The sequence below is a fragment of the Lactobacillus sp. ESL0259 genome, assembly GCF_003693045.1.
Classification (GTDB): Bacteria; Bacillota; Bacilli; order Lactobacillales; family Lactobacillaceae; genus Lactobacillus; species Lactobacillus melliventris.
In genome coordinates this window covers 86,147-108,333 of record NZ_REHP01000005.1, presented here as the reverse complement: position 1 = coordinate 108,333, position 22,187 = coordinate 86,147, and the positions used below count along the sequence as shown (strand labels likewise).

Annotated in this window: 22 protein-coding genes; 9 read left to right on the top strand and 13 right to left on the bottom strand. The window is 37.3% G+C overall.

Features of this window, described 5'->3' with window-relative positions; all coding sequences use genetic code 11:
* Positions 1–26 precede the first annotated feature (26 nt).
* Positions 27–209 carry a hypothetical protein gene (locus F5ESL0259_RS02795; protein WP_046324572.1) on the bottom strand — a complete coding sequence of 61 codons (183 nt, stop codon included), beginning with the start codon at positions 207–209 and terminating at the stop codon, positions 27–29.
* A gap of 169 nt (positions 210–378) precedes the next feature.
* Here F5ESL0259_RS02795 and F5ESL0259_RS02790 point away from each other — a divergent pair, with 169 nt between their 5' ends.
* Both F5ESL0259_RS02790 and F5ESL0259_RS02785 read left to right on the top strand, forming a co-directional pair.
* Complete coding sequence (locus F5ESL0259_RS02790) at positions 379–2,583, top strand: ATP-dependent Clp protease ATP-binding subunit (protein ID WP_122037389.1); 2,205 nt, start codon at positions 379–381, stop codon at positions 2,581–2,583.
* A gap of 125 nt (positions 2,584–2,708) precedes the next feature.
* The gene (locus tag F5ESL0259_RS02785; RefSeq protein ID WP_110445832.1) at positions 2,709–2,990 is read left to right on the top strand and encodes a DUF1827 family protein; all 282 of its coding nucleotides are present in this window, start codon (positions 2,709–2,711) and stop codon (positions 2,988–2,990) included.
* 28 nt (positions 2,991–3,018) lie between these two features.
* Here F5ESL0259_RS02785 and F5ESL0259_RS02780 read toward each other — a convergent pair whose 3' ends face one another.
* Entirely contained in the window at positions 3,019–4,590 is a 1,572-nt protein-coding gene (locus tag F5ESL0259_RS02780) for a peptide chain release factor 3 (RefSeq protein WP_046324569.1), read from the bottom strand.
* Entirely contained in the window at positions 4,590–5,462 is an 873-nt protein-coding gene (locus F5ESL0259_RS02775) for a hemolysin family protein (RefSeq protein WP_122037388.1), read from the bottom strand. The genes F5ESL0259_RS02780 and F5ESL0259_RS02775 overlap by 1 nt, the downstream gene beginning before the upstream one ends.
* A gap of 99 nt (positions 5,463–5,561) precedes the next feature.
* Here F5ESL0259_RS02775 and F5ESL0259_RS02770 point away from each other — a divergent pair, with 99 nt between their 5' ends.
* On the top strand, positions 5,562–6,023 hold the full coding sequence (locus F5ESL0259_RS02770) for a hypothetical protein (protein WP_046324567.1): 462 nt from the start codon (positions 5,562–5,564) through the stop codon (positions 6,021–6,023).
* Between the two features lie 4 nt (positions 6,024–6,027).
* On the opposite strand, the gene F5ESL0259_RS02765 is transcribed toward F5ESL0259_RS02770, so the two are convergent.
* Both F5ESL0259_RS02765 and recX read right to left on the bottom strand, forming a co-directional pair.
* Entirely contained in the window at positions 6,028–6,507 is a 480-nt protein-coding gene (locus F5ESL0259_RS02765; RefSeq protein WP_122037387.1) for a hypothetical protein, read from the bottom strand.
* A gap of 8 nt (positions 6,508–6,515) precedes the next feature.
* Entirely contained in the window at positions 6,516–7,331 is an 816-nt protein-coding gene (gene recX, locus F5ESL0259_RS02760) for a recombination regulator RecX (protein WP_122037386.1), read from the bottom strand.
* Between the two features lie 124 nt (positions 7,332–7,455).
* On the opposite strand from recX, the gene rlmD reads away from it, so the two are divergent.
* Entirely contained in the window at positions 7,456–8,832 is a 1,377-nt protein-coding gene (gene rlmD / locus F5ESL0259_RS02755; RefSeq protein ID WP_122037385.1) for a 23S rRNA (uracil(1939)-C(5))-methyltransferase RlmD, read from the top strand.
* A gap of 238 nt (positions 8,833–9,070) precedes the next feature.
* Here the strand turns inward: rlmD and F5ESL0259_RS02750 are convergent, their stop codons facing one another.
* A complete protein-coding gene (locus F5ESL0259_RS02750; RefSeq protein ID WP_122037384.1) occupies positions 9,071–10,027 on the bottom strand; it encodes an alpha/beta hydrolase in 957 nt (318 codons plus the stop codon).
* Between the two features lie 74 nt (positions 10,028–10,101).
* Here F5ESL0259_RS02750 and F5ESL0259_RS02745 point away from each other — a divergent pair, with 74 nt between their 5' ends.
* Positions 10,102–10,386, top strand: coding sequence for a hypothetical protein (locus F5ESL0259_RS02745; protein WP_122037383.1), 285 nt, complete (start codon positions 10,102–10,104; stop codon positions 10,384–10,386).
* A 36-nt stretch (positions 10,387–10,422) separates the two neighbouring features.
* Here F5ESL0259_RS02745 and F5ESL0259_RS02740 read toward each other — a convergent pair whose 3' ends face one another.
* The 6 genes from F5ESL0259_RS02740 to map form a co-directional block, all read right to left on the bottom strand.
* Positions 10,423–11,586 (bottom strand): hydroxymethylglutaryl-CoA synthase, encoded by a 1,164-nt coding sequence (locus tag F5ESL0259_RS02740; RefSeq protein ID WP_122037382.1) that lies wholly within the window; start codon positions 11,584–11,586, stop codon positions 10,423–10,425.
* Positions 11,570–12,796: a hydroxymethylglutaryl-CoA reductase, degradative gene (locus tag F5ESL0259_RS02735; protein WP_122037381.1), complete on the bottom strand. Its 1,227-nt coding sequence runs from the start codon at positions 12,794–12,796 to the stop codon at positions 11,570–11,572. The genes F5ESL0259_RS02740 and F5ESL0259_RS02735 overlap by 17 nt, the downstream gene beginning before the upstream one ends.
* Entirely contained in the window at positions 12,797–13,945 is a 1,149-nt protein-coding gene (locus F5ESL0259_RS02730) for a thiolase family protein (RefSeq protein WP_122037380.1), read from the bottom strand.
* 147 nt (positions 13,946–14,092) lie between these two features.
* Positions 14,093–14,986 carry a UTP--glucose-1-phosphate uridylyltransferase GalU gene (gene galU, locus F5ESL0259_RS02725; RefSeq protein ID WP_122037379.1) on the bottom strand — a complete coding sequence of 298 codons (894 nt, stop codon included), beginning with the start codon at positions 14,984–14,986 and terminating at the stop codon, positions 14,093–14,095.
* Positions 14,987–15,050: 64 nt separating this feature from the next.
* Positions 15,051–15,968 carry a YihY/virulence factor BrkB family protein gene (locus F5ESL0259_RS02720; protein WP_122037378.1) on the bottom strand — a complete coding sequence of 306 codons (918 nt, stop codon included), beginning with the start codon at positions 15,966–15,968 and terminating at the stop codon, positions 15,051–15,053.
* Positions 15,969–15,973: 5 nt separating this feature from the next.
* Complete coding sequence (gene map / locus F5ESL0259_RS02715; RefSeq protein WP_122037377.1) at positions 15,974–16,801, bottom strand: type I methionyl aminopeptidase; 828 nt, start codon at positions 16,799–16,801, stop codon at positions 15,974–15,976.
* Between the two features lie 137 nt (positions 16,802–16,938).
* On the opposite strand from map, the gene F5ESL0259_RS02710 reads away from it, so the two are divergent.
* Both F5ESL0259_RS02710 and F5ESL0259_RS02705 read left to right on the top strand, forming a co-directional pair.
* Entirely contained in the window at positions 16,939–17,385 is a 447-nt protein-coding gene (locus F5ESL0259_RS02710; RefSeq protein ID WP_122037376.1) for a flavodoxin, read from the top strand.
* Positions 17,378–17,911, top strand: a complete 534-nt coding sequence (locus F5ESL0259_RS02705; protein ID WP_174795292.1) for a GtrA family protein — start codon at positions 17,378–17,380, stop codon at positions 17,909–17,911. The genes F5ESL0259_RS02710 and F5ESL0259_RS02705 overlap by 8 nt, the downstream gene beginning before the upstream one ends.
* 36 nt (positions 17,912–17,947) lie before the next feature.
* Here the strand turns inward: F5ESL0259_RS02705 and wecB are convergent, their stop codons facing one another.
* A complete protein-coding gene (gene wecB / locus F5ESL0259_RS02700; protein WP_122037375.1) occupies positions 17,948–19,090 on the bottom strand; it encodes a non-hydrolyzing UDP-N-acetylglucosamine 2-epimerase in 1,143 nt (380 codons plus the stop codon).
* A 567-nt stretch (positions 19,091–19,657) separates the two neighbouring features.
* On the opposite strand from wecB, the gene F5ESL0259_RS02690 reads away from it, so the two are divergent.
* Together F5ESL0259_RS02690 and F5ESL0259_RS02685 are read left to right on the top strand one after the other, a co-directional pair.
* Positions 19,658–20,509, top strand: coding sequence for a PRD domain-containing protein (locus F5ESL0259_RS02690; protein ID WP_122037374.1), 852 nt, complete (start codon positions 19,658–19,660; stop codon positions 20,507–20,509).
* Positions 20,510–20,614: 105 nt separating this feature from the next.
* Positions 20,615–22,183: a PTS transporter subunit EIIC gene (locus F5ESL0259_RS02685; RefSeq protein WP_122037373.1), complete on the top strand. Its 1,569-nt coding sequence runs from the start codon at positions 20,615–20,617 to the stop codon at positions 22,181–22,183.
* Positions 22,184–22,187 lie beyond the last annotated feature (4 nt).

Here is a 22,187-nt window from a genome sequence, read left to right as displayed (position 1 = left end):
CAACATAAATGTAACAGTTTACATCATTAAACTTCAGATTTTGATTTTGAGTAAATTATTTTACCACCTCGCAATGCTTTCCCTGTAATATTTTGCCTTTTTTCAAAAGACCTCAATGCTGCTTGAAATTCAAAAGCATTTTTTGGCTCAACTTCATAGTGATCGAGTTCGCCATTCGCTAATTGCACCAGAATTTTTTGAAAATCCAAAATTATCACCACTTTTTAGTCAATTTTATTTATGCAATCATCTGATCTTGCACCAATATTTTATCATATTAGCGTTACTTACAAATAATAAGATTCAGGTTTTAGCACTTGATTATTGCGAGTGCTAATTATATAATTTAGTAAACTGATATGAAAGGCGGTAATACAATTGCTTTGTCAAAACTGTCAAAAACGACCAGCTTCCATTCATCTTTTTGCGAAGGTTAACGGACAAAGTCGTGAAATTAATTTATGTGGACAATGTTATCAACAACTTAAACAACAAGGAAATATTAATATGAACAATGATAATAACGACTTCTTTGGTGATTTCAGCGACCTGTTTAATTACAACGGCAATGCGGGAAATCCAGGTGACCCCAGGATGGGCAACGGGAATCCAGGAAACGTCAATAACGGCAACAATGGTGCCGGGGGCGGACGCTCACTTCTTGATCAGTATGGAACCGATCTTACTGCTCTAGCAAGAAAAGGTAAAATCGACCCAGTTATCGGACGCGATAAAGAAATTGCTCGTGTCATTGAAATCTTGAATCGCAGAACAAAGAACAATCCTGTCCTAATCGGTGAAGCCGGTGTCGGTAAGACTGCTGTAGTTGAGGGCTTAGCCCAGCAAATTGTCGACGGTTCGGTCCCGGCCAAGCTGCAAGATAAAAGAATAATATCACTAAACGTAGTTTCTTTAGTTCAAGGTACAGGCATTCGGGGTCAATTTGAACAACGAATGCAGCAATTACTTAAAGAAGTACAAGGCCATGATGATATCATCCTCTTTATCGATGAAATTCACGAAATCGTTGGTGCAGGCAATGCCGAAGGTGGAATGGATGCAGGCAACATTATTAAACCCGCTCTTGCTCGTGGTGACCTGCAACTCGTTGGTGCTACCACATTAAAAGAATACCGGGAAATTGAAAAAGACTCTGCTCTGGCAAGAAGATTCCAGCCCGTTGATGTTAAAGAACCTTCTGTTGCAGAAACAATCCGTATTTTAAAGGGTATTCAAAAGCGCTACGAAGATTATCACCATGTTCATTATACTGATGATGCTATCAAGGCAGCAGCAGAATTATCTGAGCGCTACATTCAAGACCGCTTTTTACCTGATAAAGCCATTGACTTGTTAGATGAAGCAGGTTCAAGAATGAACCTGACAATTCCTTATGTCGACAAGGAAAAAATGAAGGAACGAATTGATGCGGCTCAGAAATTAAAACAAGAATCCCTCAAAAATGAAGATTATGAAAAAGCTGCATACTACCGTGACCAAATCGAAAAATATAACAAGATGAAGGATCAAAAGGTTGATCCGGACAAATCTCCTATTATTACCAGCAAGATCATGAACAAGATTGTTGAAGAAAAAACCGGCATCCCTGTTGGTGATTTACAAAAGCAAGAAGAAAACCAGTTACAAAACTTGGCACCAAATCTTAAAGCGCATGTTATCGGTCAAGACAAAGCCGTTGACAAGTTGGCACGGGCAATTCGCCGGAATCGGATCGGTTTTAACAAATCTGGTAGACCAATCGGCTCCTTCCTCTTTGTAGGACCAACGGGAGTTGGTAAAACCGAATTAGCTAAACAACTGGCTCGGCAAATGTTTGGTTCAGAAAATGCCTTAATTCGCTTCGATATGTCAGAATATATGGAATCATATTCTGTTTCCAAGTTAATTGGTTCAGCACCTGGTTACGTCGGTTATGAAGAAGCCGGACAACTAACAGAACGAGTAAGACGTCACCCATACAGTTTGATTTTACTTGATGAAATTGAAAAAGCTGATCCAGCTGTTATGAATCTTTTCTTACAGATTTTAGATGATGGCCGCTTAACTGATTCTCAAGGTAGAACTGTATCATTCAAGGATACGATTATCATCATGACCTCTAATGCTGGTCAAGGCATTAAGAACACCAGTGTTGGTTTCACTGCTGAAAATTCTGCAGATCAACCAGATTCCGCCAGAAGTTCAATGAGTCAATTCTTTAAGCCAGAGTTTTTAAACCGGTTGGATGATGTGATTGAATTCAACGAACTGACTAAGGATGACTTAATAAAAATTGTTAATTTGATGCTTGACGATGTAAACAGCATGGTTAAAAACCAAGGAATGCATATTAATGTTACCGAGGATGCTAAAAAGAAATTAGTTGATGAAGGATATAGTCCAGATATGGGCGCAAGACCATTGCGTAGAACCATTCAGGAAGAAATTGAAGATAAAGTTGCTGACTATAAACTTGATCATCCTGCAGTAAAGAATTTGCTGGCAAGTGTTTCTGAAGATAAGATTGTTATCAGTGAAGATGAGAACACTATTAATTCTGCAACTGACACAACTAATATTTAAAGACGTCATTTTTAAGCATGATTATTGCAAAATATAATAATCATGCTTTTTATTAAAGAAAAAAGTTTAGTTTAGTTGTATACTTAAATTAAAAAAATAACTACTAGAAGAAACGGGTGAAATCCATGCATTTAATAGATGTAACCAATAGTTATAAGGACCTAGTTCACAGTCAACTAAATACGACCAACGTAAATTATGTCAAAGTTTACTCTCTAGGCAATACCTCCGTTATCTACACCGAAAGTGATAAAGCAATCGGAATTGTCTTGGAAAATCACAATCGTCGTGTTCGTAAAGATGAAACGGACTTTGTTATTAAGCGACTTGTTAAAGAAAAAAATCCTTCATATATGTTGACATTTGATAAAAGTCAGCATGTAATTGAAATCCATATTGACAAATAAAAAAACTGGCTTAAAGCCAGTTTTTTGTTTACAGTTTTTCAGTCAGTTTAACATCTGGATATTTATCCTTGAAAAAACGCTCTGCAAATTGATTTTCAAACAAGAATAGCGGTTGGCCGTAACGGTCTTTTACTAGTAAATTTCGACTGTTAGCCATAGCCGGATCAAGCTGCTCAGGGTCAATCCAGCGTGCTACTCTGTGACCAATATTAGTCATTTCAACATCAGAATTATATTCATTTTTCATTCTGAATTTAAAGACCTCAAATTGCAGTTGCCCAACAGCACCCAAGATATACTCATCAGTCTGATAATTCTGGTATAACTGAATTGCACCTTCTTGAACTAATTGAACCATACCTTTATGAAATGATTTCTGTTTCATTACGTTCTTAGCAGTAACTCGCACAAAGAGTTCAGGAGTAAATTCTGGCAGTGGCGGATAAACCACTTTATGTTTGCCAGCATAAATACTGTCACCTATTTGGAAATTGCCAGTATCATACAAACCAACAATATCTCCTGCTACCGCATCTGAAACCTGCATTCTCTCACTAGACATAAATTCAGTAGCATTATTGAGACGAATTGGTTTACCAGTGCGAGCCAAAGTTACATCCAGTCCTTTTTTAAACTCGCCGCTGCCAATACGCACAAAGGCAATCCGATCACGGTGGTGTGGATTCATATTAGCTTGAATTTTAAACACAAAACCGGAAAATTCTTCATTATCAGGAGCTAAGTCTTCAGTGTCGTTAACTTTATGACCAGCTGGTGCAGGAGCCATTTTAACAAAACTCTGCAAAAAAGTTTCAACCCCAAAATTAGTTAAAGCGGAGCCAAAGAATACTGGTGTCTGATCGCCTTGAGCAATTTTTTGTAAGTCAAATTGATTTCCAGCTTCTTTAATTAAGTCAATTTCTCCTAATGTATCTTGAAATTGGGGATTCTGACTAAATGGTTCACTAGCCGGCAGTTTACCGTCTTTATCTAGAGGCAAAAAGCGATCAGGACCATCCTTGCGATACATTTCAACCTGATTATGAGCAATATCATATAATCCCTGTAAAGTTTGACCTGAACCAATTGGCCAATTCATAGCCACACCTTCGATGCCAAGTAAGTCTTCCAGTTCAGCAATCAAATCAAGTGGCGGTCTACCATCACGGTCCAATTTATTCATAAAGGTAAAGATAGGAATGCCTCTTTGCTTTACGACCTTAAATAATTTTTTGGTTTGCGGTTCAATACCTTTAGCTGAATCGATCACCATGACCGCTGAGTCAACCGCCATTAAGGTCCGATAGGTATCTTCCGAAAAATCTTCGTGTCCCGGGGTATCAAGAATGTTTATTCTTTTTCCCTGATATTCAAATTGCATGACGGAGCTGGTAACCGAGATACCACGTTGCTTTTCAATTTCCATCCAGTCACTAGTAGCATAATGACCACTTTTGCGGGCTTTAACTGTCCCCGCGCTGCGAATTACACCACCAAAAAGAAGCATTTGCTCCGTAATCGTAGTTTTCCCGGCATCAGGGTGCGATATGATAGCAAATGTTCTTCTCTTATTTACTTTATTCAACAGTTCGTTACTCATTAAGTATTTTGTTCTTCCTTCTTCTTAGGTTTTTCTTCTGGCACAGTCAACAAAACCGTCATTAATCTGGAACGCATCATTCTTCTAGTAGTCAATACCATACCATTATCCAATTTGACAGATAACTTTTCACCTTTTGCCGGTATTATGCCTAACTTTGTAATCATATAGCCGGCAATAGTGTCAACATCTTCCATTTCCAGATCGGTGCCGAATTGCTCGTTAAATTCATCAAGAGGCATTTTACCATATATCACATATTTGTTAGGGGCAATTTGGTGAACCAGAACTTCCGTCTGATCCACCTCATCATCAATATTACCCACTATTTCCTCAATTATATCCTCAATGGTTGCAAGCCCGACAACTCCACCATATTCATCCGTTAAAATAGCCAATTGCTGCTGAGTTTGTTGCATCTCTACTAAAAGTTCTCTGAGCTCCGTTGTTTCCGGTGCAAAAAGTGGCGGATTCATGACATCATCATAAGTAATATTATCAAAGCCCTTTTCCCACGCCTTACGCAAGACAGTTCGAATATGAATAATGCCTACTATTTTGTCTTTATCACGTCGATAAACCGGTATTCTGGAATATGGTTCACGCAGTATTTCTTTAAGATGGTCCTGCAAACTTTCCTGGCAATCTACCATGAAAGCATCAATTCGCGGCACCATTACCTCACGTACCATCCGTCCCTGAAAATCCAAAACTGCATTTAACATTGTAAATTCATTGTCACTAAGCTTTTTGTGCTCGTGTAAATTAGCAATTTCTGTAATTAAGTGCTCTCTTGTTTCTTCATCATTTGTAGGGGAAAATTTATTTTTGAAACGCTCAAATAAATTCCCCTTGTCGGGGTCGCTAGCCATTTTTGTGCTCTCTTTCTTAAAATAACATATTAAATACCAACATTATATCATGTACGCACACAATATGTTAGAATAGCACGTAAGAAATGAGGTTACACCATGAAAAAAAGTCATGTCATACTTGTTTTTACATTCTTACTGTTAATTCCTTATCTGTGTAGTCTGACCATTATTGGTATTGGCTATGATGCTCTTGTTTTGCATTCAGCTGATCTTTTCCGGACCACCATTGGCGCTATTGTTGGTGCTTTAATTATGTCTGCCATCAAAGCTACAATTCAAAGACCAGTAGATTTATTAGCGGTTGAAATAGACGATGGTTTATTAAAGCAGTTACTGCGCTTTTTCAGTATTAGAAGACGCTATTTTTTACAAATTGCTAATGTCATCTTAGATTTTATTCTTTGTTTTGCTGCCACTTTTGTGGTGCGTGAATTTCTAACCCTTGATCAAATTGTGGGTAAATCTGTTGGAATTGTGATGCTGATTATGCTTTTATCAACTTGTCTTGGTGCATATGTTGAATACGACAACTTATCAATTGACCCTAAACAACATTAATTATTTAATGACTGTCCTCAAGATATAATTCTTGGGTCAGTTTTTTTGTGGCAAAATTTAAAGTTTGCACAACGTAAGGAGTTAAACTATCACCAGGATTTTGGTAAATTTTAATCCCTTCGTCAGCAACTGCAGCTAAAAACTGCGATATAACCATATTTAAGGGCTGACTAAAAAAGGAAATATTTTGATTATCTTTTTCTGTAATTGCCACTTGGGCTTCAGGCAAAACAAATTTCATTAATCCTCGCGGAACCTCAATCTCGTTTGGCGCAATTACGCCATACCAATACATAAAATTTTCAGGTCCAAAAACAACCATATTGCTACGAGTATTAGTTAAATCATTCTTAGCGATAAAATCCTGAAAAACCTGATTCTGCTCCATTTCCATATTTGATTGATTAAAGGTTTTCTGTTCGTCCATCAATTGATCGGGAAAAGGACGACCAACAAAAGTTACTTTTTTCTGTAGTTTTTTCATAATTTCTCCTAATATTCAGCTAATTCAGCTAAAGGAATAATTTCACCCGCTAGAAAAGCATCAATTTCATTACTGGCAAATCCGTGTGTAAATAAGTAATTGCGTATTTTTTGCTGTCTCTCATTTTCTGGCAAACGGCGAAACCGCTTATAGGCTTTGATCCCTTGCTTTTTTAATGCTGCGATTTGATCTTCATCATTTTGCGGTATATCAATTTGAGCAATTATTGTACTGGCAAGCGTGCTGGAAAAGCCATGACTCAATAATTTACTGGTCATTTTCCGTTCCAGTTCGCGCCGTGCCAATTTGCCCACTTTACTTTTCATTGACTTGAGCACTCTCTTACCTGCATCCAGCCAGTCAGCATCAGCTATTTCCATTAGCGCATTAGCAATTATTTCAGGATCAATTCCTTTTTGTCTCAACTTATTGCTGACACTAAGTGGTCCATCAGTACCAATCCGCAAGTTTTGTGCGATCACTAATTGAGCGTACTTAGTATCATCCAAAAAGCCCATTTCTGTCAGTTGACTGACAGCGGCTTGTGCAGAGTCATTATCAATGCCATGTTTATTAAGATATTGTAAAACTTCATAAACAGTTCTGGGTTCATAACTTAAATAATTAGACGCAATATTGGTAGCCTTGGCGTCTTGATCAAATTGCTTAATTTCAGTAATTTGTTCTTCAGTCAGTTCTTGCCCTTTTAAAAGCATGAATTCAGCCACAGTTTGCTCAGCAGCAGAAAAAGAATACTTACCATCTAAAAAGATATTAAATCGTCCAGGTCTTTTTTGACTGCTTACTTTAGTAATAATTGGCATAACAATTTTCACCTTTCTAGTGCTTAACTCCATGCTAGCAAATTTTGGTTAATCTTGCTAAATACTTTTTTCAGGGAGTACAATAAATTGTTAACATTTACTATTTTATTGTAGAAAGAAAACTATGTACAAGAAATTTAATCAAAATAAACCAAAAGATAAGGATATTATTATTACAATCAAAAGACTGGGCATTAATGGCGAAGGAATCGGTTATTATCGTAAAAAGATAATCTTTATTCCTGGTGCCTTGCCCGCAGAAGTGGTCGTTGCCAAGATCATCAAAGAATATCCCCGTTACATTGATGCGGAACTGGTCCGCATTAAAGAAAAAAGTCCAAACAGAGTATCATTTCCGGCTAAAGTTAATCCGGCAATAGGTGGGCTGGAACTTGCTCATTTAGCTTATCCCAAGCAGCTTGAATTTAAACGAGACAACGTCCTTGAAGCTTTGAAAAAATTTCATCCCCGGGGATACAGTAAGTATAAAGTTAAGAAAACCATTCCGGCTCCAGAAGAATGGCATTATCGCAATAAAGCGCAATACCAAATTGAACAATCTCATGGTCAGATCAGTTTGGGTCTTTTTGCCCCTAATTCGCATGAATTGTTTGATTTACCAGTTATGCCAACGCAAAGCCAGGCCACCCAGGATACTGAACGCAAAATCAAAAGCTTAGTAGAAAAAATGCACGTTAAAATTGCCGACCCCTACCGCCATTTTGATGGTCTAAAAACAATTGTGGTGCGGCAAGCATATGCTACTCATGAAATACAAGTAACTTTAATTACTGTTGGTCGCAACATTAAAAATTTGGGTCAACTTGCAGAACAAGTTTTACGCTTGCCTGACGTAGTTAGTGTCTATCAAAATGAAACTGACTGGCGCAACCCCCAGGTATGGGGTAACAAAACAGTTAAATTGGCAGGAAAAAATCAGATAACTGATGAAATTTTGGGCAAAAAGTTTGCCTTGTCACCGCGAGCATTTTTCCAATTAAACCCGGTTCAAACTATTACGTTATACTCAAAAGCATTAAAATTTTTAGATTTGACCCCAACTGAAACTCTAATAGATGCATATAGCGGCGTGGGTACACTCGGAATCTTAGCTGCTGATCAGGTTAAACAGGTTATTGGCATTGAAACTATCCCCGAAGCAGTCGAAGATGCTAATCATAACGTAGAATTGAATCATATTAAAAATGCTAATTACATTCAGGGAAGCGTAGAAAAAATTTTACCGGAATTAGTTCAAAATGGTATGCCAATTGATGCTTTGATTGTTGACCCACCGCGCACGGGACTCGCAAAAAGCTTGATCAAAACCATCCTAAGCGTGAAGCCTAAAACTTTTGTATACATTTCTTGCAACCCCTCCACTCTGGCACAAGACTTAGTTCTTTTGAGCGAAGCATATAATGTCAGACTAATTGAAAATGTAGATATGTTACCGCAAACGCCAAGATGTGAATGCGTTGTCAAATTAACTTTACGGTAAAAAATAGTTGTCACTTGCTGTGACAACTATTTTTTGTGGGTCAGGTGTAGATTAAAAACTTTTCAGTTTAAATGAAAAATTTCACAGATATAAACATACAAAAATCGAATTTTTTCGCGATAAACTTGTTTTTAAAGATTCAATAACAAACATATTATGGAGATAGAAATTTTGTCAACCTTAGCCACAACTTTATAATATCAGACTTATGTAAGCGCTAGCAAATATAATGCACGGTCTACCTGACATATTTAGCTAAAAATGCTGCAACCCGTCTTTTATATTCTTGGGGATGTTTTGAAAAAGACTGGGCATGTTTAGCTTTAGGAGCAACCCATATTTCCTTTGGCCCTTTGGTAGCTTTATAATTAGGGTAGACCATCTTGGTTGGAACAAAATTATCTTGACTACCGTGAATAAAGAGCATGGGCTTGTGATTCTTATGCAATTGCTGCACGCTGGACGCAGCACCCATAAAATAACCGACTTTGATCTTATTTATGCCGCTCAGAATTTCAACTAAAGGAAAGCGCGGAAAAGCGGGCATATTGTACAGAACCCCTGCTTCATGCTCGATTTCGTCTTTAACACTAGTATAGCCGCAGTCTTCAATAAATGCTTTAACTTGGTGAGGCAATTTCAGCCCACTAGTCATCATGGCAGTTGCTGCACCCATGCTTAAGCCATAAACCACAATTTGCTGCTGATTACCTTTTGTCTGTAATAAGTATGAAATCCACTTTTTCACATCGTTTTTTTCTGGCCAGCCATAGCCAATATAATGTCCTTCACTATGACCTTGTGCTCTTGGATCTGGAGTTAGGGTATTGTAGCCTAATTCGTGAAACAAGGCATCATATTCTCCCATGTCCTCTTTAGTATCCATGTATCCTGGTAAAACTACAGCAGTTTTATGCGAATTTTTATAAGGAATAAAGTTTGCTTCTAATTTAAACTTTTCATCAGCTGATTCAATGTGCCATTTTTGTTTAGCCGCAGCTTTAAACCACTTTTTTTCATGGTAAAGGGGATCAGATTTTTTGAGAACCTTACTTGAAGAGCTTAAAAAACTCTTTTTGCCAGGAACACAAGCCACTCTAAAGAAATAGTAACCTGCCCCGGTAAATATTAAAAATACTAATAAAATAATAATAATTGATGAAAGCCACAACTTTTTATGCTTTAATTTTTTCAATTAGTTAAGCCATCCTCACTAAAAATAATATCTTATAGTATAACATTTTTAATTTGTATAGGAAAAAAGAAAAAATGAGATTAACAGATTTTTTACAATTAACTAATGACTTAAACAATCAAACCAGTTTCTATTTAACTATTGCTCATAAAAATGTTCCGTTGGCAAAAGTAAAGATTACTAGTACGGCTTGCCTATTTTTTCCCGGCAAAAAGCCCTTAACAAAAAGCAAATTCAGCAGCTTAGTAAAAAATATTCATGGTCGCAGTATTCCAATATATATTAGTTATCAAAAAGAAAAAATTGCCGTTTACGGTATTCAAATTTTACCTGACCAAAATGCAGTCAGATTAACCTAAAGAATGCCGCTTTTAGCGGCATTCTTATTTGTTTAGCTATTTTTTGCGATATTGACGAATGTGATTTTCAGTACCTGCGAAATACCAAGTACCACTCTGTTCATCACTTTCAAGTTTTAAACCATCTTGTGGGTTTTTTAAAGCTTGATTGAAGATTTGTTCATATTCCGGAATAGTTAACTTTTGTCTGCGTGCAATCAGTTCTTGATCTGCTGTTTGGTTTATTGCTTTTTCGTAGTTCTTAACTATTTGACCAGAATAAAATTCTCCCATAGCACCTGAACCATATGAAAACAAACCAACCTTTGCATTCGCGGGCAACTGAGCATTTTCCAACAAGCTCAAAAGGCTTAAGTATAAAGATGCAGTATAAATATTACCAATTGCTTTACTATAACATGCACTTGCAGCAAAGTTATCTGCTAGACGCTTTTTAGTTCCGTCATCTTGCTTCTCAATAGCCAATTGGTTAGCCTTAAAGCCCATTTTCACAAATGGTAAATGATAAAGAAGAGCAGTGAAATCGCTGGCTTTTAACCCCGTTTGCTTCTGATAGTCCGTAAATGTATGCCTGAAAAAGTCGAGGTAAACATCTTTAGAATATTTACCATCTACCAGGGCAACTGCAGAATCGTTGGGACGCCAAAAATCATTAATATCTGCACTATAAGCGCTGTGACCAGCACTTAAAGTCATTATTTGCGGGTCAGTTTTAACAAGCACACTGATACTCCCGGCACCCTGAGTTACTTCCCCACCGGTATTAATACCATAACGAGCAATATCAGCTCCAATCACAATTGCGCTGTGATTGGGATGCAAGCGCACATAATCACGAGCTATCATAATTCCGGCGGTCATGCCAAAACATGCTTCTTTTACTTCGAAAGTTCTCACATTTGGTGGTAGGTTTAATGCAGTTTTGATGAAAAGTGAAGCAGATTTGGATTGATCAACTCCGCTTTCTGTTCCCACTATTAATAAACCAACATTTTCCCTTACAATATGATCCAAATACCTTAATGTCGCGTTAATTCCCATTGACACCGCATCCTGGGTTTGATCAGCTACACTCATTTTTTGCTGTCCTATTCCAATCAGAAATTTATTCGGATCTTCATTACGAGCATGGGCTAAATCTACCATATCAACATATTTATTAGGCGTATAAAAACCAATTTGATCAATTCCGACTTGCATTGTTTTCCTTCCTAATTTCCTTTAAAAAATCTTGTGCTGCTGTTTGACTATAAAGATTTCTTTTAATTAACATCTGCAATACTTTTTTCTTCTCAGAAGAAGTGGCCTTTAAATCAGCTACAATATTTCTGGCTTGCAGCTTCATGTGCCCTTTTTGAATTCCTTTAGTGGCAATCGCCAATAAGGCTGCCAGATTGTTAGCTAAACCAATCGCAGCAATAATGTTCGCTAATTCCTGGCTAGTAATTTCATCACCTAATATCCGATAGTTTTGCTTGACATCTTTTCTGGATTTAATTGACCCACCCACAACACCAAGCGGTAAAGGAAGGCTGAGCCTTCCCAGCAGTTTTTCATCTTGCACGTACCATTTACTAAGACTAGTATACGAGCCACTTTTTGCTGCCCAAACGCTGCAGGCGGCTTCAACTGCGCGAGTATCATTACCACTAGCAAGCAATACTGCCTCAACGCCGTTCATAATACCTTTGTTATTTGTGACAGCCCTCATAGGATCAGTTTGACCAATTCTACTGAGTAACGCAATTTTTTGTGCAGTTGCTATTCCACCAATTAGTTCTACTGGTATTTCTGCTTTTGCCTTTGTTATTTGACTGGGATAGTTAGATAAAATAGCAAATAATTTTCGCTTAATGCCCGAAAAGACAGCTAACTGCTCAGCCATATACTCTAAAATAGAATTTACCCTATTGGCGCCCATCGACTCTGCAGGATCAACCAGAACCTTCAGAAAAACTAAGTCTTTTTCTTGTTCTGCGGTAATAGTTTTTACTCCACCGCCATGCCTAACTAAACTAGCATATTCATTATTTGCCTGTTTGATTAATTCAGGAAAGAAAGCTTGTAATTTAGCTATTTTAAAATCAACAGCAGCTTGTAGAACGATTTGACCCCAAATGCCATTGCGTTGACTAATAGCAGTAAAACCGCCAGCTTCAGTCACAATCTTCGCACCATGATTAGCAGCAGCAACTACTGATGGCTCTTCTGTAGCCAGTGGCACTTGATACTTGTGGCCATTCACCAACACATTCTGCACCAAACCAACTGGTAATCGCAATTGGCCTATGACATTTTCACTCAATAAGTCAAGATCATGCAAAACCTGCTCATCAATTTCATCTAATTCAATACCATGCTGATGCAGGAAGGCCCTTCTTTTTGCAGGTGTTAATTCATAAAATTTCATTTAAATTCTCTCAATTTCACATGCAATTGCCTGGCCCCCGCCAATGCACAGAGTAACCAGCGCTTTTTGACCATTTATCTGATTCATAATGTTAATAGCAGTTCCGACCAGGCGAGTACCTGTAGCTGCTAAAGGATGTCCTAGGGCAATGGCACCGCCAAAAATATTTAACTTTGCTGGTGGAATCTGTAATTTCTGTGCTAAAACCACACTGGGCGCAGCAAAAGCTTCATTAACTTCAACCACATCATAATCATTAATTGTCTTGTTGGTTTTTTGCAATAGCTTTGCTACAGCATAGTATGGTGCGATGCCCATATAAGCGGGATCATTTCCTGATTCGGCAAAGGCGCCAAGCCGAGCCAGAGGCTGTAAATTCAACTCTGCTACTTTTTCTACTGTTGCTAAAATAACCATGCTAGCGCCGTCACTTAGAGGAGAAGAATTACCGGCAGTAACATTACCATCTTTTTTAAAGACCGGCTTAAGTTTACTAAGCGCTGCTAAGTTGGTGTCGGGACGAATATTTTCATCTTGGCAAATAGTCTTGCCGTTTATTTCAACGTTAATCATTTCATCTTTGAAAAAATCCTGTTGGACAATTTCAGCTGCCTTATGGTGTGAAGCTGCACTGTACTCATCCATTTCCGCGCGGGTTACACCGTATTTTTCTGCCACATTTTCTGCTGTAAGTCCCATATGTGTGCTTGAAAAAGCATCTGTCAGTCCATTCTGCAGCATTTCACTTTCAAAGTTGGGTTTTTCTTTGCTTGCCGTCAGGTAAATTGCATTAGACATGCTCTCCGCACCGCCAACTGCGACCAGACCGAAATCACCCATTTCCATCTGTCCTTGAGCTAACCGCAAAGCTTTCAAACTCGAGCCACAAACTTCATTAATTGTGACACTGCTGCTTTGAGGACTCATACCGGTATTCAGGGCAACTTGGCGAGCCATGTTTTGTCCTAAACTGGCACCTAAAACGTTGCCCATAAATAGTGCTTCAAGATTTTTCGCATTTAAATTAATGCTTTTCAAGGTTTCACTTAATACAATTTCACCTAGATCGATCGCACTTTTTTCAGCCCATAAGCCATGATAACGACCAAAAGGTGTTCTTTTAGCTGCAACAATATATATCTCTTTCATTTTGTCTATCCTCCAGCAAAAAGTTCCAAGCAGCATGATACAAAAATTTTCTACCCGAAGACAGTGATTAGCCCGACATTAAGAAAAATTTTATATAAAAAAAACCATTTGTTAATGGCTTTTATAATTATTAAAAATGTTAATTAGCTATTTTGATGATTGTTCTGCCAATTTTTTACCTAAGTTAATAATATATTCACGCAAAGCGTCTTTAGTTTCGGGATGCTTTAGACCGTAAATAATCGAAGTTTCAAGGTAACTTAACTTATTACCCACATCGTAGCGATCGCCGTTAAAAACATGGGCAAGGACTCGCTGAGTTTTATTCATAGTGTTAATAGCATCTGTTAATTGGATTTCACCACTCTTATCAGGCTTTTGCTCCGCCAGTATCGGAAAAATTTCTGGAGTTAACAGATAACGCCCAATAATTGCATAATCACTTGGTGCCTGATCAATTGCCGGCTTTTCTACAAAAGACTTAACGTTAATCAAGCCAGGCTTGATCTCAGTATCAGGCTCTATTATGCCATATTTATAAACCTCTTTATGAGGCACTGGCATAACAGCAACTGTAGAAGCACTTGTTTCATTATAGCGATCAATCAGTTGCTTAGTTAAGGGCACTTTATCCATCATCAAGTCATCACCGAGCATTACCACAAATGGTTCATTACCCACAAAACTGCGGCCACGAGCAATCGCGTCACCTAACCCAGCAGGATATGGCTGACGCGTATAGTATATGTTAATTCCCAAGTGAGTAATTTCTTGCGACATTTTGAGCAGGCCCGTTTTACCCTTTTCCTGTAAATTTTGTTCAAGTTCAGGATTTGAATCAAAATGATCTTCAATCGGTCGCTTATTTTTACCAGTGACAATCAAGATATCCTCAATACCGGACTTTTTGGCTTCTTCAACAATGAATTGGATTGTAGGTTTGTCTACGATAGGCAACATTTCCTTAGGCATTGCCTTAGTTACCGGCATAAACCTCGTACCAAGGCCTGCTGCGGGAATAATTGCTTTTCTAACTTTCATACCTTTTACACTTTCTATAAAACATAAAACTAATATACCAAAATAAAGCCCATTGTGCCAATTTTTACCGATTGCGCTTTCTTTGAATATATTCTGCTAAGTGCCCGACTGAGTAATGCACCTCTCCGTATTTCATGGTCGCAATTGCAGCATTCACACAAGTCCCCAGTAAAAAGAGAATTGATGAAATATTCAGCCACAACATGAAAATGATAAAAGTACCAATAATCCCGTAGTTTTCCCAGCTGATACGAAAATGATGCAAGTAAAAGCTAAAAAGCCAAGACAATACAATCCAGCCCAATAAGGTAGTAAAAACGCCAGGCCAAATAACCTTTTTCTTCAATCTAATATTGGGTAAAAAAGAATTCAGATAATACAAAGAGCCGATCATGGTAATAATGATGACCGGATAGCGGTAACTGAATATTTTTTCAATTTCACCAACAGAAAAAGAAAATATTGGCCGTAAAAATTCTAAAACTTGTTGACCAAAAATAAGCGTTAAATTGAGTAGCGCAAAAACAATAATCATTATATTGGTTAACATAATGGTAATCGAACGTGTCCAGACGGTAATCTGCCATTTTTGCTTTAATTCAACAGCGCGTACGCCATATATTCGGTTCATACCGATTCTAATAGCGTTTACCAAAGAAGACACGGACCATAACGCCAAGATAATACCAAATGAAATGTACCCGGTTGATTTGCTTTTTAGCAATGAGTTAATTATCGGCATGATAAATTTAGCAATTTTATCCGGAAAAATTAACTTTAAGTAGCTGGCTATGGGGTCAGTGTCAATATGAAACAAAGGTAAAATGTTCCCGATAATGATTATAAAAGGAAATATGGAAAACAAAATATAGTATGCAATCGCTATCGCACTGGTTAAAACTTCTCCCTGAGAAAATTTCACAGAGACAGTTTTATAAAATAAAAAAGAGCGTTTCCTGATTGCCTCAGCTTTTTTATCCATGCACTTTAATCATCCATTTCGTCAAAATGTGGTAAATATTTTTCGTAACCGTCATATGGCTTTTGTAAAGTCAAAATCTTAGGACCATCTTTTGTAATGGCAAATGTATGCTCAAACTGTGCTGACTTTGAGCCATCAGGAGTAGCATAAAATACCCAATCGTCCTTTGGATCCGGGACACTTTTTTCAATAATGCGCCAGTCCCCACCGGCTTCGACCATTGGTTCACAAGTAATAGTCATCCCTTCACGCAATCTTAATCCGTGTCCAGCTTTACCCCAATGTGGCACTTCCGGATCTTCGTGAATGCTTGGTTGAATACCATGACCTACCAATTCTTTAACATCACCATAATGATGTTCATCCTCTACAAAATGCTGAATGGCTGCTCCGATATCTCCAATTCTGTTTCCTAGGACAGCTTGGTCAATACCTAAATACATAGCTTTCTTGGTAGTTTCCATTAAATCCTGATCTGCTTGAGAAATTTTGCCGACTGGATAAGTCGTGCAAGAATCAGTTTCATAGCCGTTTAAATTGCAGGTAACATCAACCTTGACCAGGTCGCCCTCTTGTAAAATGGTGTCCTTACGCGGAGTAGCGTGGGCAATCTGATCATTAACGGAAATACAGGTACCGTATTTGTAGCCCTCAAATCCCTGCTCTGACAAGCGACCGCCACGGCTTTTGACAAAATCCTGACAAAATTCTTCAATTACCCAGGTAGTAATTCCAGGTTTAATCACATCCCGCAGGCCTTCAAACATTGAAGCTAATAGCCGACCTGAAGCTTGCATACCCTTTAGTTCTCTAACAGATTTAATCGTAATCAAATTTAAATTCCCCTCTGTAAAATGATATTTGATTACATTATAGCGTTTTTTAAAACTTTACTAAAGAATTTCATTAAATGCACAAAATTAGGTATAATGTTTTGGTAAATCAGTTTTGTGTGAAAGGTTTGAGCAAAATGAAGGCTAGAATTGTCTATGCAAGTATGACAGGTAATGATGCTGATATGGCAGATATACTGGAAGAAGATCTGCAAGATTATGGTTTTGAGGTTGAAACCAGCGAAGCCGAATTTACCGATGCGAGTGACTATTTGGCGGCTGATTTGTGTATTTTTATCACCTATACTTATGGTGAAGGGACCATGACCGACGAAATTGCTGATTTTTACGACCAATTAAAAGAATTAGATTTATCTGGAAAATATTTTGCGGTGATGGGAAGCGGCGACAAAGTATATACTGGTCATTTTTGTGAAAATGTTTTTGACTTTGAAAAAATATTCAAACAGGTGGGTGCTAAAGAAGTTACTGAACCTGTAACAATCGAAAATGCCCCGGGTGATGATGATATCGCGGCAATTGATAATGCAGCTAAGGAAATGGCTGATCAACTAAATGGTTAAGAACAAAAAAATGGATTCGCAAAAATTTGACTCAATGTCTGACCCCAAAATTCATCATCTAGCACAAAACTTGGTTAAAAGGCACCGCAACTTATTTGTTTATATGGTTTTCGGCTTTATTGCAGCTCTTATTAATACTATTGTTTTTATGGTGTTGCATAAGTGGTGGCACAGCGTAGTTTTGGTTTCTAATACGATCGCATTTATTATTTCAAACCTGGCATCATTTGTATTTAATCAAAAAGCCGTATTTATTAACAATGTTGATGTGGAACATTCAACCTGGCAAAAATTGCTGGTCTTTTTTACTTATAGAATCATTAGTCTTATTCCAGACAGCTTAATAATGCTGGTAGGACTGTCCTGGCTTCATTTAGATGCCCTCTTAGTAAAAATAGTTGACCAAATTTTGGTTGGTGTTTTCAATTACCTCACTACCAGATCGGTTTTTCAGGCGCAAGAAACAACAATGATTGCGCGAGCTAAAGAGAAAATTAAAGCTCGTAAAGAAAAAAGCAAGAAATAAAGCCAAGAAATAATTTTCCTGGCTTTTTTATTTGGCTTATTTAAAATCTGCTGGTCTTGCACCTTTATGTTGCGAAAAGTAATAAGCAATATCATCCATTATTCTTTCAGAAGCATGACCATCACCATAAGGATTTCTTGCCTGGGCCATTTGCTCATAAACTGCTTTATTTTCAAGTAATTCCAGCATTGCTTTTTTGACCTGATCAACTTGTGTTCCTACTAATTTAAGTGTTCCCGCCTCGACACCTTCGGGCCGTTCCGTAGTATCCCGCAAAACTAAAACCGGCTTGTTTAAGGCAGGTGCTTCTTCTTGCACCCCACCGGAGTCTGTCATAATAAAGTAGCTCAATTTAGCTAAATTGTGAAAATCAACCACGTCTAAAGGTGCAATTAAATGAATTCTGGGGTCATTGCCTAAAATTTCGTGGGCCACTTTTTGTACTCTGGGAGAAAGGTGGACCGGATAGATTATTTCGACGTTATCGTGACTGTCAACAACTTGTTTCATAACTTTGAAAACTCGTCTCATTGGCTCGCCCTGATTTTCCCGTCTGTGCATGGTTACCAGAATTATTTTATTACCCGGTTTAATTAAATCCAATACTTCATGATGATAATCGTCCTGCACTGTTTCTGCTAGAGCATCAATGGCAGTATTACCAGTAATAAAGATATTTTCTGAATGATGATTCTCTTTAATTAGATTTTGCTTACTTACTTTAGTTGGGGCAAAATAAAGATCAGCCAAATCGTCAGTCATTTGCCGGTTCATTTCTTCTGGAAATGGTGAATACTTATTCCAGGTTCTCAGACCAGCCTCAACATGACCCAAAGGACATTGAAGGTAAAAGCTAGCCAAACTAGCAGCAAAAGTAGTAGTTGTATCTCCATGAACTAAAACAATATCTGGTTTGACCTCTTTCAACACCTTAGTCATATCAACCAAAACTTTAGCTGTTATACCTTCTAAAGATTGGTTTTTCTTCATAATATTAAAGTCATAGTCGGGCTGAATTTTAAAAATGTTAAGCACCTGATCCAGCATCTCCCGGTGCTGCGCCGTTACGACCGTGACTTCTTCAAATCGCTCATCTTGCTTTAGTTTCTGGACCAAAGGCGCCATCTTTATAGCTTCTGGTCTGGTACCAAAAACAGTCATCACTTTAATTGTTTTCATAAAGTCCTCCATGTTCTATCTTATATTAATATATTAACTACATAAAAACAAGTTAATTATGGTTTAATAAATAACAAGTAACTAAGGCTGGTGAAAAAATGGCACATGGATTTAAACTATTACTAATTACTGGGCTGCTAATTGTTGTGGCAACTTTTTGCTTTGTCTTCAGTTTTGATAAGAGAAATAAATCTAAAACCAGAAAAATTTTATTAGGGGTATCTCTTTTGCTATTTTTAATAATTGGATTACTCATCGTTAAAATTTGGAACTGGCCCCTAGATTAAGAAATAAAATTTGCAAGAATTGTAATTAAATTAATGATTTCTATAATGGCTTTTAAGCATAATAAGTAGCTGATTAATAGCTTTATTACCTAACGAATTCAAGTAGAAGTTGAAAAGTCAACTATATATTAAATAACAAATAATTTTAAAATACAATTATATTGTCAAAATGATAATAGAGCTTGACAAACCAATAATTATTTTTTAGAATTCATCTTGTAAACGTTTACGAAAAAATATAGGATTGACGAATCTGCTATTTTAAAATTAGGAGATTACTTTGCTAATTTCACAAGTATTGAATAATAATGTGATACTCGTGGAAGATGGAGGTAAACAGAAGATAATATGGGGTCGCGGTATTGGCTTTAAGGCTCATGCAGGAGAAAATTACAAATTAAAATCTCAAGATAAAGTCTTTTCTGCCATATCTGATGACGATAAGTGGTTAGCTTCCTTCAAAAAACTTTCTGAGGAAGTACCACGAAAATATTTTGAACTAACTGAAAAAATAATTCAGCTTGCTAGGGAAGAAATTGATGCTAATTTTGATGAACACCTTTTAATTCCTTTAACAGACCACATCTTCTTCGCAGTAAAGCGCTACGATATGGGTATGGAACTTTCTAATCCTATGTTGTTCGACATTAAACGCTTTTTTTCACAAGAATACAGGGTTGGTAAACAAGCTGTTAGTCTAATCGAGCAAGTTTCAGGTGTCTCCTTATCTGATGATGAAGCTGGATTTATTGCAATTCATCTTGTTGAATACAAAATCCAACAATCAGATAGCTCCATTAAAAATTTTTCCAATTTTATGGAAATCTCGAATGGAGTAAATAATATAATTGAAGCAAAGTTTGGTCGGAAATTTTCTGAAAACAGCATTGCTGTTAGTCGCTTGATGAACCATCTACACTACTTGATTCTCAGAACTAATAGCAAAAATAATAAAAGTGAAAATGAAAACCAGAATGATTCGGATCTACTGCAATTGCTTTGCCAGCATAATCGTAAAGCAGCAAGTTGTTTAAATGAAGTTGTTTATTATTTACAAGACAAGCTTAATTATAACTTTTCTGATTCGGATCGCTTATATTTACTAATTCATATTATTCATGTTACTTCTTAATTAAATACGGGCTTGTTACTTTAAATAGGCAATACCCAATAACTAGTACATTTTTGTGTACAGTTGTTGGGTATTTTTTTATCAAATATTGAGAAAGGAAATTATATGGAACAACCTATCAAAAAGGAAAGCATGAAAACCAGAGTTTATGCTTTCTTGCAAGATTTAGGAAAATCGTTTATGTTCCCAATTGCCACATTATCTGCAATGGGAATTCTAGTGGGAATTGGTAGTGCCTTTACGGCTCCGCCAATGATGGCAAGATTTTCGTTTTTACAAAATCATATTGTTAACGTCATTTTTACTTTTATAAATACTGTGGGCAGCTTTGGTTTCACCTATCTTCCAGTAATGTTTGCTATGGCTTTGCCCTTTGGCTTAGCCAAAAGAAATAAAGGGGTCGGTGCCATAGCAGCTCTAGCTGGGTATATTTCCATGAACATGGGAATTAATTTTATGCTGGGTCAGCAGCATAAGCTTGCCCCAGCTAGCAAAATGCAGGCAATGGGCCAAGCTAACGTTTTAGGAATCCAAAGTTTGGAAATGGGAGTCCTAGGTGGTATCTTGGTGGGCTTGATCACTTATTACTTACTTGAAAAATATCAAGAGATCAAATTACCCGATGCCTTTTCATTCTTTGGCGGAATCAGATTTGTGCCAATTATCTCGGTAATAGTTGAGTCCTTCGTAGGTTTGATCATTCCTTTTATTTGGCCGACTTTTCAAAGTGGAATCGTTGCTTTGGGACACTTAATTCAAAATGCAGGTGTCTTTGGTCCGTTTCTATACGGTATCGCTCTATCCATTTTAAAATTAATGGGTTTACACCACATTTTACTTGCAATGATTAGATTTACAGATGCCGGCGGTACAGCAATTGTTAAAGGTAAAGTTGTAACAGGGGCATTAAACATCTTTTATGCACAACTAAATGCAGGAGTACCAATTTCTCACAAAGCTACAGCCTTCCTTTCACAAGGATTCATGCCAACATTCATGTTTGGTTTACCAGCTATTTGTCTGGCAATTTATGTCACTGCCAAACCAGAAAATCGCAATAGAATCAAAGGCCTACTTCTTTCAGCTACCCTAATAGCCTTTGTTTCTGGAATTTCTGAACCGACGGAATACCTGTTTCTATTTATAGCACCAATGCTATATGTATTTCACACTATTTTACAAGGCTTATCACTTTCAGTAATGATGATTGCCGGAGCATGTATGGGTAACACTGATGGTGGTGTATTAGACTGGATTCTGTTTGGCTGGCTTCAGCCTAACTCCAAATGGTGGGTTTTAATTCCAATTGGACTAATCTGGTTTGCAATATACTTCTTCTTCTTCCGCTGGTACATTTTAAAATACAACGTTAAGACCCCAGGTCGTGAAGGCGAAGGTGACGTGGTAATGACACAAAATAACGGTATTTATGATCCAAAAGTCATCTTGGAAGCCCTTGGTGGTCAAAGCAATATTGTTTCTCTTGATAATTGCGTCACCCGGCTCAGACTAGAAGTAAATGATCCGTCTAAAATAGATGAAGACAAACTTAAACAATCTGGTGCACTTGCAGTTATGAGGGCAGAAAAATCTGTCCAAGTAGTTTATGGGGCTCAAGTACAAAGTGTTAAAGACGGTGTAGAAAAATTAATGAATAACGGCATAACGGCTTAATGAG